General features: G+C 69.8%; 15 protein-coding genes and 1 pseudogene. 2 read left to right on the top strand and 14 right to left on the bottom strand.

The genetic code is table 11. The annotated features are described in order from the left end of the window. The 10 genes and pseudogenes from ACFY9S_RS40175 to ACFY9S_RS40130 form a co-directional block, all read right to left on the bottom strand. Positions 1–96: pseudogene (locus tag ACFY9S_RS40175) on the bottom strand (electron transfer flavoprotein subunit beta); the annotation flags it as partial. Then, positions 93–938 carry a 3-hydroxybutyryl-CoA dehydrogenase gene (locus ACFY9S_RS40170; protein ID WP_391139024.1) on the bottom strand — a complete coding sequence of 282 codons (846 nt, stop codon included), beginning with the start codon at positions 936–938 and terminating at the stop codon, positions 93–95. The gene ACFY9S_RS40170 and the pseudogene ACFY9S_RS40175, both read right to left, overlap by 4 nt. 130 nt (positions 939–1068) lie before the next feature. Continuing rightward, on the bottom strand, positions 1069–2601 hold the full coding sequence (locus tag ACFY9S_RS40165; RefSeq protein WP_391139022.1) for an AMP-binding protein: 1533 nt from the start codon (positions 2599–2601) through the stop codon (positions 1069–1071). Between the two features lie 95 nt (positions 2602–2696). After that, on the bottom strand, positions 2697–4469 hold the full coding sequence (locus ACFY9S_RS40160) for an MFS transporter (RefSeq protein WP_391139020.1): 1773 nt from the start codon (positions 4467–4469) through the stop codon (positions 2697–2699). A gap of 80 nt (positions 4470–4549) precedes the next feature. Next, on the bottom strand, positions 4550–5668 hold the full coding sequence (locus tag ACFY9S_RS40155) for an alcohol dehydrogenase catalytic domain-containing protein (RefSeq protein WP_391139018.1): 1119 nt from the start codon (positions 5666–5668) through the stop codon (positions 4550–4552). A gap of 322 nt (positions 5669–5990) precedes the next feature. Continuing rightward, positions 5991–7160 (bottom strand): acyl-CoA dehydrogenase family protein, encoded by a 1170-nt coding sequence (locus ACFY9S_RS40150; RefSeq protein ID WP_391139017.1) that lies wholly within the window; start codon positions 7158–7160, stop codon positions 5991–5993. Further along, complete coding sequence (locus ACFY9S_RS40145; protein WP_391139015.1) at positions 7160–7699, bottom strand: cupin domain-containing protein; 540 nt, start codon at positions 7697–7699, stop codon at positions 7160–7162. The genes ACFY9S_RS40150 and ACFY9S_RS40145 overlap by 1 nt, the downstream gene beginning before the upstream one ends. A 378-nt stretch (positions 7700–8077) precedes the next feature. Further along, positions 8078–8605: a MarR family winged helix-turn-helix transcriptional regulator gene (locus tag ACFY9S_RS40140; RefSeq protein WP_184980435.1), complete on the bottom strand. Its 528-nt coding sequence runs from the start codon at positions 8603–8605 to the stop codon at positions 8078–8080. A 50-nt stretch (positions 8606–8655) separates the two neighbouring features. Continuing rightward, complete coding sequence (locus ACFY9S_RS40135; protein WP_391139012.1) at positions 8656–9504, bottom strand: fumarylacetoacetate hydrolase family protein; 849 nt, start codon at positions 9502–9504, stop codon at positions 8656–8658. A gap of 32 nt (positions 9505–9536) precedes the next feature. Further along, positions 9537–10121: a carboxymuconolactone decarboxylase family protein gene (locus ACFY9S_RS40130; RefSeq protein ID WP_391139010.1), complete on the bottom strand. Its 585-nt coding sequence runs from the start codon at positions 10119–10121 to the stop codon at positions 9537–9539. 198 nt (positions 10122–10319) lie between these two features. Between ACFY9S_RS40130 and ACFY9S_RS40125 the strand changes: the two genes are divergently transcribed. Both ACFY9S_RS40125 and paaZ read left to right on the top strand, forming a co-directional pair. Next, positions 10320–11219 (top strand): VOC family protein, encoded by a 900-nt coding sequence (locus ACFY9S_RS40125; RefSeq protein WP_391139008.1) that lies wholly within the window; start codon positions 10320–10322, stop codon positions 11217–11219. Next, the gene (gene paaZ, locus ACFY9S_RS40120; RefSeq protein ID WP_391139006.1) at positions 11219–12793 is read left to right on the top strand and encodes a phenylacetic acid degradation bifunctional protein PaaZ; all 1575 of its coding nucleotides are present in this window, start codon (positions 11219–11221) and stop codon (positions 12791–12793) included. The genes ACFY9S_RS40125 and paaZ overlap by 1 nt, the downstream gene beginning before the upstream one ends. A 373-nt stretch (positions 12794–13166) precedes the next feature. Here paaZ and ACFY9S_RS40115 read toward each other — a convergent pair whose 3' ends face one another. From ACFY9S_RS40115 to ACFY9S_RS40100, 4 genes are all read right to left on the bottom strand, one after another. Next, complete coding sequence (locus ACFY9S_RS40115; RefSeq protein ID WP_391139004.1) at positions 13167–13847, bottom strand: ATP-binding cassette domain-containing protein; 681 nt, start codon at positions 13845–13847, stop codon at positions 13167–13169. Positions 13848–14077: 230 nt separating this feature from the next. Continuing rightward, on the bottom strand, positions 14078–15499 hold the full coding sequence (locus ACFY9S_RS40110; protein ID WP_391139002.1) for an ABC transporter permease: 1422 nt from the start codon (positions 15497–15499) through the stop codon (positions 14078–14080). Between the two features lie 122 nt (positions 15500–15621). Further along, complete coding sequence (locus tag ACFY9S_RS40105) at positions 15622–15981, bottom strand: hypothetical protein (protein ID WP_391139000.1); 360 nt, start codon at positions 15979–15981, stop codon at positions 15622–15624. Beyond that, positions 15978–16157, bottom strand: a 180-nt coding sequence (locus ACFY9S_RS40100) for a hypothetical protein (protein ID WP_391138998.1), incomplete at its 5' end; no start/stop codon positions are given. The genes ACFY9S_RS40100 and ACFY9S_RS40105, both read right to left, overlap by 4 nt.

The following is a 16157-nucleotide window of genomic DNA, read 5'->3' as shown; positions in this document are numbered from 1 at the left end:
CACGTCGTCCCGGTCGACGGTCAGGTCATCGGCGAAGTGCCGGTCGCCAGTGGCGTCGGGCACGTACTTCACAGTGACAACGATCCTCAAGCTCATCTGGCTTTCCTTTCAACCGGAGTGCCGGAGTAGTCGTGGAAGCCCCGGCCCGTCTTCCTGCCGAGGAGACCGGCGTCCACCATGCGCAGCAGGAGGGGCGGCGCGGCGTGCAGCGGCTCCTTGTACTCGGCGTACATGGAGTCCGCGATCGCGTTCAGGGTGTCCAGCCCGATCAGGTCGGCCAGACGCAGGGGGCCCATGGGGTGGGCGCAGCCGAGCACCATGCCGTTGTCGATGTCGTCGGCGGAGGCGAGGCCCGACTCCAGCATGCGGATCGCGGACAACAGGTACGGCACCAGGAGGGAGTTGACGACGAATCCGGCTCGGTCCTTGGCGTGGATGACCTGTTTACCCAAGGTCCGGCTGACGAACTCCCCTGCCCGGTCGCGGGTTTGGTCACTGGTCAGCAGGGACGGGACCAGCTCGACGAGATCCAGCACCGGCACCGGGTTGAAGAAGTGCACGCCGATCACCTGCTGTGCGCGTCCGGTCGCCGTGCCGAGCTTCATGATGGGGATGGAAGACGTGTTGGAAGCGAGGATCGCGTCCGGTCGGGCGAGCACCTTGTCGAGTGCCGCGAAGATCTCGGTCTTCACCTGTTCGTCCTCGGCCACCGCTTCGATCACGATGTCGCGGTCGGCGAGGTCGGCCAGGTCGGTGGTGAAGCCGATACGGCGGAGGGACGTGGCGCTGTCGGCCGGGTCGAGTCTGCCGCCGCGTACCGCGCGTGCCAGAGACCTGGCGATTCTTTCCCGGCCCGCCTCGACCGCCTCGGGGCCGGTCTCGCTGACGAGGACGTCGAGGCCCGCGCGGGCGCAGACCTCGGCTATTCCGCTGCCCATGAGTCCCGCTCCGACGACGCCCACGCGGCGGATGGGCTCGGGAGCCGCTCCGTTCGGGACGGCGTCGGAGGGGGTGCCTGACGACTGTGTGGACATGAGTACCTCTCCATGGTGTCTGGTCCGGCCGGGCTCAGCCCCGCAGCAGGCTCCGCTGCAACTTGCCGGTGGCGGTGCGCGGCAGACGGTCCCGGACTTCGAGCAGACGAGGGATCTTGTGTCGGGTGAGCGAGGCGGACAGGAACGTCTGGATGTCCTCCAGGGAGCAGTCCACGCCCTCGGCGGGTACGACGATGGCGGTGACGACCTCTCCCCAGACGGGGTCGGGCGTTCCGACGACCGCCGCTTCGTCCACGCAGGGGCACGCCGCCAGCGCTTCCTCCACCTCCGTGGGATCCACGTTCTCCCCGCCGGTGATGATCGTGTCCTTCATCCTGCCGACCACCACCAGACGGCCCTCGGGGTCCAGGTAGCCCCGGTCGCCCCCGTGGAACCAGCCGCCGGCGTCGCGGGCCGCCGCCGAGTCCTCCGGCAGGCCCAGGTATCCGGCAGCCACGCTGGGGCTCCGGACGACGATCTCCCCTGTAGTGCCGTGCGGTAGGGGGCGGTTGTCGGGCCCGACGATCCGGACTTCGGCCAGCGGGGCGGCCAGTCCGGCCTCGCCGGAGCAGCCCGGGCCGTCGCGCGGGTCGCGGTAGGTGACACCAGCGGCGGTCTCGGTGAGGCCGTAGGAGCTGAGGACCGGGATGCCGCGGCGGTGGAACACCTCGGCGACCGGCGCCGGTGCCGCCGCTCCCCCGCTGAGGATCCAGCGCAGCGAGGACAGGTCCGCCGACGGGAAGCCCGGGTGCCGTGCGATCAGGGCGAGCATCGCCGGTACGGCGAAGGTCACGCTGACCCGGTGCCGTCGTACGGTCGTCAGGAAGTTGTCGACGGAGAAGGCGGGCTCCAGGACGACGGTGCCGCCCTTGGCCCAGGTGTAGGAGCCCACGCCGCTCAGTACCGCTATGTGGAAGACGGGCGTGGTGATGAGCGTGACGTCGTCCCGTGCCAGGTCCAGGCCCAGGAGTCCGTTGACGCAGCTCCAGAACACGTTGCCGTGGGTGAGGAGGACGCCCTTGGGACGGCCGGAGGTGCCGGAGGTGTAGGCGATGAGGGCGAGGTCGTCCTCTGTCACGGGTGCCGGGGTGTCGTCGCCGAAGGGTTCGTCCGGCGTCCGGTTCAGTGGGGCGTGTCCGTCGGGTGGCTCCTCGTCCAGGCACAGACGGGTGACGTCCGGCGGTACGGTGCCGTCTATGGCGAGTTTGGCGGCGCAGGCGGCGTCCGTGATCAGGACGTCCGCCCCCGAGTCCGCCAGCAGGTAGGCGATCTCGGGAGGCGTGGCCGCCCCGTTGACCGGGACGAACACGCCTCCGATGCGGGACGTGGCGTACATCAGGACGAAGACCTCAGGGCGTGAGGCGCCCGCGTAGGCGACGACGCTGCCCGGCCCGGCACCGTGCCGGCGCAACTGCCGCGCGGAGGCCACGATCCAGTCCCGCAGCTGCCCGTAGGTCCATGCGCGGTCGCCGAATACCAGCGCCGTGCGGTGGGGGTGCAACTGGGCGCGGCGTTCCAGCAGATGGCCCAGGCGGAACATGGGGCGCGGTCGGGTAGGGCCGGTCATGGCAGCGGTCCTTTCAGGTGCGGCGGCCGGTGGCGCCGGGTCTGCTTCGGGGGTCGGGTTCGTCGGTGCGGATGACCGTCGGGTCGTGCGGTCTGTCAGGCATCGGCCGGCTCCGTGGTGGCAGGGGCGTCCGGCCGGTCCCCCTTGATCAGGACGACTGTGACCACCGCCGCCGCAATCGCGCACAGCCCGACGATCAGGTAACCGAGCGAGTAGGCGTTGCCCAGGGCCTCGAAGGCGGTGTCCTTGAGCGGGTTGAACGGCACGGTCGAACCGTCGGGCAGGGCGACGGTCTCGGGGACGGCGTTCGCGCCGAGGGGGCCGGAGTTGACGGCCGCGATGGCGCCCTCCACGGTCTCCCGCTGAGCCTCCGGGGCGGTCGCCGCCGAGGCGTTGAAGGTGTCCAGGGCCTGTCCCAGGGCCGGGTCGGACGCGACCTCGTCGCTGATCTCGTGCGCCGCCCGGCTGAGGGCGATCGCACCCACGACGGCCGGGCCGAGGGTGAACCCGAAGTCGCGCAGCAGGCTGGTCCAGCCGGCGGCCATGCCGGCGAGGTTGTGCGGCACGGTGTTGATCACTACAGCGGTGACCGCGGACAGTACGAACGCCACGCCGGCGCCGGCCACGACGAGCGGAGCGATGAGTGGCGTGACCGACTGCTGGCCGATCGGTATCGAGGCCAACCAGAAGTCGCCCGCCCCGAGGAGCAGAAGGCCACCGCCGAGGACCCACTTCGGGTCGTACCGCTCGATGAGGCGGGAGGCGATCGGCACCTGGATCAGGGCCGAGACGCCGTTGAAGACGATGAACGCGAGGGATGCCTTCAGAGGGGTGAAGCCCTGGATGGCGGTGAGGCGGATGCTGGTCACATAGCCGGTGCCGAGGTAGCAGAACATACCGACGACCGTGACGATCGCCGCGACGGTGAAGTTGCGGTTGGCGAACAGGTCGAGCTGGAGCAGCGGGGACGCCGAGCGGCGTTCGGCGAGGACGAAGGCGACCAGGAAGACGGCGGCGACGGCGAACCCGCCGATGACCTCGAAGCTGCCCCAACCGCTTGTCGGGCCCTGGATCACGGCGAAGAGCAGGGCGACGGCTGCGACGGCGATCGTGATCTGCCCCGGCCAGTCGAGGGAGCGGCCCTCGGGCGACTTGGAGTCCTTGGCCAGGACGAAGGCGAGCACGGCCGACACGGCGGCGAGCACGACGACGACGAGGAACGCCCACCGCCAGCCGGAGTGGGGCCACGAGCCGAACTGCGACTGCGCGACCAGGCCGCAGGCCAGGGGCGACAGCACGCTGCCCATGGACAGCGCGGCAGCCCAGACGGAGATGGAACGCGCTCGGGCGCGTGGCGTGTGCGTGCCCGCGGCGATCATCGCCAGCGTCGTCGGGATCACGGCGGCCGCACCGATGCCGGCGATGATCTGGCCGGTCCACAGCACGGCCAGCCGGGTCCCGTGGCCGGCCTCGGGTCCCGGCGTCAGCACGCAGACGACGAACCCGACCGCCACCAGCACCGAACCGCCGACCAGCAGCCGGCGCCGTCCGAACATGTCACCGAGCAGACCGAAGGTCAGCTCCAGGACCGTGACGGGGACGAGGAAGGCATCGGTGATCCAGGTCAGCTCGGAGGCCGAGGTGTGGAAGTCCTGCTGGAACAGGCCGTTCAGGCCGGCGGGCACGGTCAGGGCGAACTGGGCCATGAAGACGCAGAGCGCCGCCGCGATGAGCGTGCCCCGTGCCAGGGTGTCGATGCCGAGTGCCTGCTCGTTCTTCTGCTTCACCGTCGAAGAGGCGGTCTTCGCTGTCGACGGGGCGGTCGGGGAGCCGGCGCCGCTTCCGACGCCGGTGTCGGATCTGGCCATACGTAGGTCCTTCCGAGGTGGTGCGTGACGTGACCTGTCGCGGTAGGGGGGTGGCAGTGCCTGTCGGTAAGGGGTGGCTGTCAGCGCCCGGAGGTGGGTGAGATGACGAAGTTGCTGAACCCCCCGTGGCGGGAACCCACGTTGTTGATCGCGGCGTTCACCTCGTCGAGCGGGTAGACGTGGTGGCGCAGCGGCGAGAGATCGAGCAGACCCGACGCGACCATGTCGGCCATGTCCTGCCCCTCGCCGGGTGTGAACCAGACGGACCCGCGGACGATCTGGTCCATGTCCATCATTCGGTGCAGGTCGAGGGGCACCTCCCCGGCCACGGCGCCGATGTTGACGGCGATGCCGCCGCGGCCCAGCGCACGCACGCCCTGCTGAAGGGTTTCGTGGGGCGCGCCCGGCCCGAGGGCGTCGATGTAGGCGTCCACGCCGGCCCCGCCGGTCTCCGCCGCGATCCACTCGTCCACCGGACCGTCGTGCAGGGAGTGCAGGCGCACCAGCCCCGGGGTGAGCTTGTCGATCTCGGCGAGCAGCTCGCGGTCGCGGCCGGTGCCGTACAGGGTCGTGATGCCCATCGCCGGGGCCAGCAGGGCCGCGGCGATGCCGAGCGTTCCGGTGATGCCGTTGACCAGGACGCTGCGCCCCGGGCCGACGCCGGCCTTGCGCAGCGCCGAGTACATGGTGCCCAGGTAGCCGAAGCGCGCGGCGGCTTCGAAGGACAGGGAGTCCGGGATGCGGACGAGCGACGACGCGGGCGCGATCATCTTCTCCGCGAGGCCGCCCTGGTAGCGGTCGAGCAGCCGGACGGAGGTGGCCGAGAAACCGAAGTAGCCGGCGAAGGCGTAGCTCGCGCAGTGCACGATCCTGCCACTGCGGCAGGCGCGGCACGCTCCGCAGGTGCGCCCCGGGTTGACGTACACCCGGTCGCCGACCTCGACACCCTCGACCCCGTCGCCGACCTCCTCGACGACACCGGCGGGATCGAGCCCGAACACGGACGGGAGGGAGGGCAGGGGGTTGAGCGGGAACCAAGTGGTCCAATTACTCAGGATGTTGGCCAGGTTGGGTACGATGTTCACGGCGTGCACGGCCACCCGGACATCGCCGATTCCGGGCGCCGGTACGGGAATCCGCTCGATCTTCATCGGCTCGCCGACGTTGTGCATTCGCGCTGCGCGCATGGTCGAGGTCATGGCCTCTCCTCAAGGGGCGAAGTTGTCTCCGGGTACGGCAGGGCCGAGCACTGGGTGGGTTCGGGTGTGCTGTCGGCCGCTGCCGCCGCGGTCTTCCGGTGGCTCCACGGGCGGCCCCTGGGGCGGGTGACGGCGAGGGGCCGTCGGAGCCGTGCCAAAGGCGCGTGAAGAGTGGGCGAACCCGCCACGGGGGTTCTTACGCGTTCGGGCTGGTGAGGGGCCTGGCGACGGTGCGTCTTCCGCCGTGTCCGGGGCGTCCCGCCGATCCCGGTGACAGTGGTTTCGCGCCGCGCCGCTCAGGCCCGGTCTCACGACCGCCCGGTCAGCGGTATGCGGCGAGGCCGGTGACGGACTCGCCGACGACCAGGGTGTGGATCTCCTCGGTGCCTTCGTAGGTGAGCACCGTCTCCAGGTTGTTGGCGTGCCGCAGCACCGGGTACTCGGTGGTGATGCCGTTGGCGCCGAGGATGGTGCGGGCGTCGCGAGCGATGTCGAGGGCGGCCCGGACGTTGGCGAGCTTGCCCAGGCTGACGTGCTCGGGGCGCAGCTGTCCAGCGTCCTTGAGCTTGCTCAGGCGCAGGGCGAGCAGCTGGGAGTGCACGAGGCCGACCTGCATTCCGGCGAGCTTGCGCTGGGTGAGCTGGAAGCCGCCGAGGGGCCGCCCGAACTGCTCACGGGTCGTGGAGTAGTCCAGGGCCGACAGGTAGCAGGTCCGGGCAGCGCCGATGACACCGCACAGGATACCGAAGCGCGCCTCGGACAGGCAGGACAGCGGCCCGCGCAGTCCGGTCACCCCCGGGAGCACCGCCGAGGACGGCAACCGCACGTTTTCCAGGTGCAGTTCCGCGGTGACGGACGCGCGCAGCGACAGCTTGCTGTGGATCTCGCTCGTCGTGAAGCCGGGGGTGTCCTTGGGGACGAGGAAGCCGCGGATGCCGTCCTCGGTGCGGGCCCAGACGACGGCGATGTCGGCGATGGAGCCGTTGGTGATCCACATCTTGGTGCCGTTGAGGATCCAGTCGTCGCCATCGCGCTTGGCGACGGTGCGCATGCCGCCGGGGTCGGATCCCTGGTCGGGTTCGGTGAGCCCGAAGCAGCCGACCGCCTCGCCGGAGGCGAGCCTGGGCAGCCACTCCTGCTTCTGTTCCTCCGAGCCGTAACGGTGGATCGGGAACATCACGAGGGATCCCTGCACGGACACGAAACTGCGCAGTCCGCTGTCGGCGGCTTCCAGTTCGCGGCAGGCGACACCGTAGGCGGCGGCACTCGCGCCGGCACAGCCGTAGCCGTCCAGGTGCATGCCGAACAGGCCCAACTTGCCGATTACAGGGGCGAGTTCATGTGTCGGGAAGGTACCCGACTCGAACCAGCCGGCCACGTGGTCACTCACGCGGTCGCTGACGAAGGCGGCGACGGTGTCACGGATGAGCCGTTCGTCGTCGTCGAGTTCACTGTCCAGGTCGAGGGCGTCGACGGGGTTGAGGTGGGGCATCAGGAGTTCCTCCGGGCACCGATGAGAACGAAGAGCAGGGTTGCGGGTGAGGTGGAGCGGTTGCGCCAGGCGTGCCGGGTGCCGTTCTGCACGACGACGTCGCCCGGAGTGAGGGTGACCTCGTCGCCGTCGTCGAGTTCGAGGACGATCTCTCCCTGGAGGAGGACGCCGTAGTCGACGGTGTCGGTGGTGTGCATGCCGGGGTGGTCCGGCTCGAACAGTTCGGCCAGGCCGGGGCTGGTGCGCAGGCGTTCGGCGACGGCCGCGGCCGGGTCGAAGTCCCCGCTCGCGTAGACCGTGTCCGGCGGGATGACCAGGTGGATCACGCGGGTGGCGCCCGGCTCGGGGACGTAGGAGGGGACGGCGGGTGTCGGGTCGATGCCGTCGAACGGCACGGTGGGCTGGGCGGGGGTGGCCCAGACGAGGGAGGAGACGAAGCCGGGGGTGTGCTTGAGCGCGTTGGTGCGGGGTGGCTGCCCGTCCTGGACGACGGCGGCTTTGCCGTCCGCCGTCCGGCCGGTGACGATTCTCCGTGGCATGGTGCGGCTCCTCGGAAGGGGAGGTGCGAGGCCGTGTGTCGGCAGATCGGGCGGGGCGCGTGGTGACGTGATCGCGGGTGCCCGAATCGGACAGACGGCGAGGGGCGGCCTTGAAGAGGCCGACGGCTCGAATTGCTGAAGATGTGGGTGACTGCCTGGGCTGCCGACAGCGGTGGCGGCTCGCTGACCCGGGGCAGGGGAAGGGAAGGGGCGGCGGTGACTTCTCCGCCGTTCCTGCAGCTGGTGGAGGTGTTTCGTCGGCCACCGGACGATGCGTGACCGGAAACTATGCGTAAGAACCCTGACCGTCAAGGGTCGTACAAAACGGGCCGACGTCCCACCGAACGCCTCGCGGCACGACGGGTTCCGTCGAAGCCCCTAGGCAGGGCGCTCCTGGTTGACCAGCCTGCCGAGCAGGACCACCAGCTGGGTGACCTCCTCGTCGTCGAGGACGGCCATCCAGGCGTGCTCCCGGGCCGTCTGCCCCTCGATCGCCTGGTGCAGCAGGTCCAGCCCGGCCGGCGTCAGCGAGACACGGACGACCCGGCGGTCGTCGCGCTCACGGCGCCGTTCGACGAGCCCGCGCTCCTCAAGGGTGTTGAGCGCGCTGGACACACTCGCCCGGGTAGTGCCGGAGATGCGGGCGATCTCCCGCTGCTCCAGATCACCGAAGATCCACAGCGTGTTCATGATCCGGAAGCCGGCCCAGGTCATCCCGAGGGGCCGGTGTACGGCACCTTCGAAGTCCTGGACCAGGCGGGCAACGAGCCGGGTGAGGTGGGTGACCGCCTCGACTCCTCGGATCTGGCGCTCCGTGTGGCCCAACCCTTCATGGTGTGCCCGTACCTTGGCGGCGAACTCGCGGGAGCGCGGATGATCGACGGCATCACCGGGGACATCCGACACGGACAGGGCTCCCTTCAGAGGCGGCGGCGCTGTGAGAGCGCCCGGCAGATTCAGCGGCTGATCGGATTGCGCATCGTACCCACCGCCGAGACCTGGGTCGTCAGCGTCATCCCGGGCTCCAGGTACAGCCGAGGCGTGCGCCGGACCCCGCAGCCGGCCGGAGTGCCGGTGAAGACCAGGTCGCCCGGCTCCAGGGTCACGTACCGGGACAGCCAGGCGACCAGCTCGGGGACGCTGAAGATCAGATCCGAGGTCCGGCCGCGCTGCACCTCCAGATCGTCGACCCAGCCCACGACCTCGATGTCGTTCGGGTCGTCGTACTCGTCGACGGTCGCCATCACCGGCCCGCACGGGCTGAAGGTGTCGTAGGACTTGGCGAGGCTGAACTGGTTCAGCGGCTTGCGCCACTGCTCCTTGCGGTCGGTGACGTCCTGGCCGGCGGTGACGCCCGCGATGTTCTGCCACACGTCCGCCGGCTCCACGGCGCGCAGGGTGCGGCCGATCACCACCACGACCTCGGCCTCGAAGTCGACCTTGTCGATGCCCACGGGCACGGACACCGGCTCGTACGGGCCGGCCAGCGAGCTGGAGAACTTGGCGAAGATGCCGGGCTCTGCCGGGATGGGCATGCCTGACTCCTCCGCATGACCGCGATAGTTGAGCGCCACGCCCAGGATCTTTCCGGCGCGCGGAGAGACCGGGCCCAGGTGCTTCTCGTCGTAGGCGACCGGGTCGGCGTCGGTGGCCGCCTGTGCGAGCCTCCGCAGTTCGTCGTGGTTCGACAGGTCGTACAGCACGGCGGGGTCGGGGCCGAGCGCCCCGTTGCTGGCCTTCTCCACGTCGAGGGCGCGGTCGCCGACGATGATGGTGGCCCGGCCGGCGAGGTTGGCGAGCTTCATACGTGTTTCCTCCTGGGAGTTGGGGTGGGTGGTCAGGACACCGTCGGCGCCGGCAGCGGGAGTTCCTCGCGCAGCGCGGCGATGTCCGGTTCGGGCTGGATACGGAAGGTATTGATCGCCATGGCCACGGTCTGGTACTGGCCGACCGTGTACACGAGATCGATGAGCTGCTCGGTGGCGAGGTGCTCGCGCAGCTCCTTCCACACGGCGTCGTCCAGGTCGGCCCCCCTGAACAGCTGATCGGTAGCGGCGAGCAGGGCCCGCTCCACGCCGCCGAACCCGGGATCGCCGGGCCGGCCGAGGGCGCGGATCTCGTCGTCGGACACTCCGGCCCGGCGGGCGATGCGGACGTGCTGCAACCACTCGTAGTCGGCCTGGGCGAGCCAGGCGATCCGCAGGATCACCAGTTCACGGGACCGCGCGGGCAGCGTGTTCTTGCCCAGGACGTGGTTGCCGAAGACGAGGAAGCGGCGCAGCGCGTCCGGGTGGGCGGCCAGGGTCGCCCAGATCGCGTAGATGTCGCCGTCGCCGTTGCGGTACGGACGCAGAGCTTCCAGCGCCTTGTCCGGTATGTCCTTCTCCTCGACCGGAGGCAGACGCGGCTCAGTTGCAGGCATGGCATGGCCCTTCACGAGTGACCGGCTTTGGTTCACGCCGCAGACCATAAGTAGATAGAACGCTGATAGTCAACAGGTTTACATTTCTGGGTTTCGCCTGTATGAATTTTGATGATTAGAACTCGAACGATCGCCTGGTCGGACAGCCGGACCGTCCCGCGCCCCGAGCAGGCCACACAACGATCTTGGGAGGTCTCGGTGAGCATTCGCAGCCTGGGTTACCTCGGCATCGGCACCCCTGACCCCGACGGCTGGGTCGCCTACGCCAACGACGTCATCGGCACCATGCCCGTCGGCCCACCGGGCTCCCCGCAGGAGCGGAAGCTGCGGCTGGACGAGCATCCGTACCGGTTCAGTGTCGAGAGCGCCGAGTTCGGAGGCGTCACCCGGATCGGCTGGGAGGTCGGCGATCCGGGCGGCCTGGAGCAGATGGCGCTGCGCCTGCGCGCCCACGCAGTGGAGGTCCACGAGGGCACTCCCGAGGAGTGCGCCGACCGGCAGGTCGACCGCATGGTGTGGTTCGACGGACCGTGCGCGGTGCGCACCGAACTGTTCACCGGCCGGCACCTGTCGCCCGCGCCCTTCGTCTCGCCGCTCGGCGTGACGTTCGTGACCGGGGACCAGGGGATGGGACACGTGGTGCTGAAGTCGCCCCGCGCGCTGGAGGCGGTCGACTTCTACCGGGACGTCATGGGTTTCCGGCTCAGCGACGTGACGCACCTGCCGCTGGGCGGGACGTTCTACTTCATGGGCTGCAATCCCCGCCACCACAGCATCGCCTTCGTCGAGTCACGCAAGCGCGAGGGCACGCACCACATCCTGTGCGAGGTCTCGGACATGGACGCCGTCGGCCGCGCCCATGACCGGGCCCGCGCCCACAAGGTCCCGCTGATGGCGACGCTCGGCCGGCACTCCAACGACCTGATGTTCTCCTTCTACATGCGCTCCCCCGCCGGCTTCGGCATCGAAGTGGGCTCCGAGGGACGGCGCGTGGACGACGAGACCTGGGTGAGCCGCGTCTACCACTCGGACATCTGGGGCCACCACCCGGTCAACGAAGGCGACGACGCATACGCGGGAACGGAAGGGACGGCCTGATGACACTGCTGCCGAGCTATGTACAGGACCGGTGGTACACGCCGACCGGGGACGGCACGCCTGTGTACGACGCGGTCACCGGCGAGGAGATCGCCCGGGCCTCGTCCTCGGGTATCGACATGGCGGGGGCGCTTCACCACGCGCGTACCGTCGGCGGGCCGGGACTGCGCGCGCTCACCTTCCACCAGCGCGCCGCACTGCTCTCGGACCTCGCCGCCCACCTGCGCGGGCACCGCGAGGAGTTGTACGCGATTTCCGCCCGGACGGGCGCGACGCTGTACGACTCGAAGTTCGACATCGACGGCGGCATCAGGGTGCTGCTTCACTACGCCGCGCTGGGGCTGCGTGAACTGCCCGGCGGGGACGAGCGGTTGGTCTACGCGGAAGGTCCGCTGGAGTCCCTGAGCCGGGACGGCAGCTTCCTCGGCGGGCACGTCTGCACTCCGCTGCGGGGCGCGGCAGTGCAGATCAATGCGTACAACTTCCCGGTATGGGCCCCTCTGGAGAAGCTGGCCCCGGCCCTGCTGGCCGGCGTGCCCAGTCTGATCAAGCCCGCCACTCCGACCTGCGTGCTGACCGGTCGGCTGATCGAGCTGATCGTGGAGTCCGGGCTGCTGCCGCCCGGCAGTCTCCAGTACGTCTGCGGCAGCGCCGGGGACCTGCTCGACCACCTCACCGAGCAGGACCTCGTGTCGTTCACCGGCTCGGCGGCCACAGCCGAACGGCTGCGCACCCACCCAGCGGTCGTCCAGCAGGCAGTGCGCTTCAACGCCGAAGCGGATTCCGTCAACTGCTCGGTGCTCGGCCCGGACGCCACGCCCGGTACTCCGGAATTCGACCTCTACATCGACCAGTTGGTCACCGAGATGACCGTGAAGGCGGGGCAGAAGTGCACCGCCATCCGCCGCGCCTTCGTGCCCGCCGACCTGATGGGCGCCGTCGGTGAGGCCGCCGCAGCCCGGCTGGCGGAGGTCGTCGTGGGTAACCCGGCCGACCCGGCCGTGCACATGGGCGCCCTGGCCGGGCTCGCGCAGCGCGACGAGGTACGCCGCTGCGTGAAGACGCTCCTCGACTCCGCGCGCCTGGTCTTCGGGCACCCGGACCGGGTGGACGTCCGGGGCGCCGATGGCGAACGGGGCGCGTTCCTCTCCCCGTTGCTGCTGCGCTGCGACGACCCGGGCGCCTCCGCACCGCACGAGGTGGAGGCGTTCGGCCCGGTCAGCACGCTCATCCCCTACACGTCACCGGAGCACGTGGCCTTCCTGGCCTCCCTCGGCCGAGGCAGCCTCGCGGGGTCCGTCGTCACCGGCGACGCGGCCTTCGCCCGTGAGGTGGTGCTGGGGGTCGCGCCCTGGCACGGCAGGCTGCTGGTCCTCGACACCGAGTCCGCCAAGGCGTCCACCGGCCACGGCTCCCCACTGCCCGCCCTGATCCACGGCGGTCCCGGACGGGCCGGCGGCGGCGAGGAGATGGGCGGCGTCCGCGGCGTTCTCCACCACATGCAGCGCACCGCCCTCCAGGGCAGCCCTGGCATGCTGGCCACGCTCACCGGCCGCACGGCCGAGGAGCGGTGACGGGCGGGAACGCCCGCCTCTGAACTCCGTGGGAGGCCCCTACCCCTGCCTCCCACGGCGACAGGCGGCCGGGCCGGCGCCACGACGGGATGTCCGCCACCGCACGGCGGGCACCCTGGCCGGCCCGGCCGCCGGGCAGTCACCGCGGACGGCGATGGCGACTTCCTCTCTGCTGCTCCTGCCCCGCAGGCTCCAGATCTTCGCGGCCCACTGGCACTTGTGCCCTTCGCATGCCGCACCGCCTTGCCGACATGCTCGCTCACAACGATCCCGGTGGAGCGACCCCGGCGCGCCCGGGCCGTGGACAGAGGGACGGCCCGCCGATCCCCGTGGGGTCCGTCGGGCCGCCCGCCGATCAGGCCGGCCGGTTCTCTCAGGCTGTCTTCTCGGTGACCGTCAGGGCGCCCTTGCGGATCGTCGCCAGGCGCGGTGCCTTCTTCGCGATGGAGGAGTCGTGGGTGACCACGATGAAGGTCAGTCCGTGCTCCTCCCACATGGACTCCAGCACATCCATGATCTCGTCACGCATGGACTCGTCGAGGTTGCCAGTGGGTTCGTCCGCGAGCAGCACCTTCGGCCGCTTCGCCAGGGCCCGCGCGATAGCCACACGCTGCTGCTGACCGCCGGACATCTCGGAGGGAAGGTGGCCGAGGCGTTCCCCGAGACCCACCGACTTCAGCGCCTCGGCTGCCCGTTCACGCCGCTCGGAAACCTTGACACCGAGTGGCACGAGCGCCGTCTCGACGTTCTCCTGAGCGCTCAGCGTGGGAATGAGGTTGAAGCTTTGGAAGACAAAGCCGATCGACTGTGACCGCACCTTCGTGAGCCTGGCCTCGGACAGCCTGGCCAGATCGATGCCGTCGAGCTCCACGCTTCCCGAGGTGGGCCGGTCGAGTCCGCCGAGCATCTGAAGGAGCGTGGACTTGCCGCCGCCGGTGGGGCCCTGGATGACGAGCCGGTCACCGTCCGCGATCGTCAGATCGACGCCGGCGAGCGCGTGGACCGTTTCCCTGCCCTTGCGGTACTGCTTGGTGACGCCTCTGAGCTGATACAAGGTGCAACTCCAATGTGAATCGAGGGGTTTCGCGCACTGGCGTACGGATGCGGGGTGTGGCTGTAGGTGCGCGGCGCGGGCGAAGGTCCGGGCCGCGCACCGGACGTCTACGGTTCATGTGGACGCAGGATGGAGCCCCGCCCCGGGTGCGTACCGACGCGATGTGGACGCGGGGCGGAAGGATCATCGACGGCCGGGCCGGCCCGGGGAGGGCGGCCCGGCCGTCTGGCCTACTCCACGCGGCGCAGCGCGTCCGCCGGCCGCAGCCGGGAGGCGCGCCAGCCGCCGAAGGCACCCGCGATCAGCCCACCCGCGACAGCGAGGCCGACGGCGGTACCGATGGTGGTCAGGCTGATGGGCGCGGTCAGCGCGACCTCGAAGGCCTGGGACGCGGACTGCCGCACGGGGCCGCCCATGCCGCCAGGACCTGCCGTCCCGCCGGTGGCACCGATCTGGGCCTGGAGCGTCGGGCTGACCGCGGTGACGGTGTACGCTCCCGCGAGGCCCAGGGCGATTCCGAGTACGCCGCCCGCCAGCCCGTTCACGACCGCCTCGCCGACGACCTGCCGGGTGACACGGCCCGACTTCCAGCCCAGTGCCTTGAGAGTGCCGAACTCCCGTACGCGGCGGGAGACGGCCGACATGGTCAACAGGCCGGCGACGAGGAACGCGGCCACGAGCACCGCGATGGACAGCCACTTGCCGACATTCGAGGCGAGGCTGGAGGCCGTGGACAGGGAGCCGGATACTGTGTCCGCCAGATCGGCCGAAGTGGTCACGGTCGTACCGGAGATGTTCTGCTGGATGGTGCTCTTGACGGCGTCGATCCGCTGCGAGTCGGTCACCTGGACGTAGACCGTGGTGACCTTGTCCTTGGAGTCGGACAGGGCCTGGGCCTGCTCAACAGGGATGTAGAGGTTGGCGGTCGCGTCACCGCTGTCTGGTGTGGCGATGCCGATGATCTCGAACTTGGTACCGGAGATCGTGACGGTGTCACCGAGGGCGAGGTCCTTCTCCTTGGCATACGACTCGTCGACGACCGCGACCTTGGCGTCGGTCTCGGAGCTCCTGAACGTACGACCCTTGCTGATCTTGGAAGAGGTCAGCGGGCCGATGGCGAGGTTGGTGACGTCGGTACCGTAGACGGTATAGCTGTTGACCTCGAAATCGGCGCCGCCGCCCTGGACTCTGCCCTGCCCTCCGCCGGGGCCGCCCTGGCCCGGCTGGATCTCGCCCTGGGCGAACTGGCCGTTGACCTTGACGACGTTGAGGCTCAACCCGCCGACCGCCTCGGCGACCCCCTGCTGCTCGCCGACCTTGGTGACGGTGCTGGATGACAGGGTCTGGAAGCCCTGGACCATGACGCGGTCGGTGCTCTGCTCCTCGCCGGAGCCGCTGTCCTTGGCGTCGAACTGGAAGCGCGGCCGTCCCTCCGCATCACCCTCTTCCGGCGGCTCGGCCGCCTTGGTAACGGTCATGTCGGTCCCCAGGCCGTACAACGACTGGAGGACCTTGCCCTGGGCCTGCTCCATACCGGCCGAAACGGAGCTGACGACGATGACAAGTGCGATGCCGAGCGCGAGCCCGGAGGCGACGACGAGCGCCGCCTTTCTGCGGCGGCGCAGTTCGCGCCTCAGGTAGGTGAAGAACATGCCATAACGATATGTATGCGCCATGATGATGAGATAAGTGACTTATAAGAGAATCATGAGGTTTTGTAGGTGAATTGAACGAGGGGATGCGCCCGACATCGGAGAGCGCGGAATCACAGCCGTCAGTCGGCACTCCATACGGCAGCCAGGATCGGTAGAGCGGTCGTCGCGACGAGCGCCACCGCCAGGCAACCGGCGATCAGCCGTCTTTTCAGATGGCGATAAACCTCCTCGTACTCGGTCCGCAGCTCGCGGGCCCGCAAGGCGGTTCGCTGCCAGGAGAGTCGGCAGAGGCCCACATACATGTCGGCGAACTCCCGCTCGATCTCGTGGCGTTGATCATCCGTCAGCCAGTCCAGGTGTGCGGTGCACTGCTCGGCGGCCGCCCGCCCCTCCGCACGGGCGGCCTCGATGAGCAGATGGCCTTCGACCTCGTTGATCAGCGTTCGCGCCTCCACCGGCCGGCCCTGCATCGCCGTCATCGCGGGCTTCGTTCCACCACGGCCGACCCGGTGCGGGCCGCGTCCACTTCAGGGTGGTGCAGGTCGAACGCCGGGGATTCACTGCGGATCCGCGGCATGGTGATGAAGTTGTGCCGCGGCGGCGGGCAGGAGGTCGCCCACTCCAGGGAGCGGCCGTAGCCCCACGGGTCGTCGAC

This window comes from Streptomyces sp. NPDC012474 (assembly GCF_042955185.1).
GTDB classification, from domain to species: domain Bacteria; phylum Actinomycetota; class Actinomycetes; order Streptomycetales; family Streptomycetaceae; genus Streptomyces; species Streptomyces cahuitamycinicus.
Note: the sequence above shows the minus strand (reverse complement) of the source record. Positions and strands in the feature narration are given on the sequence as shown.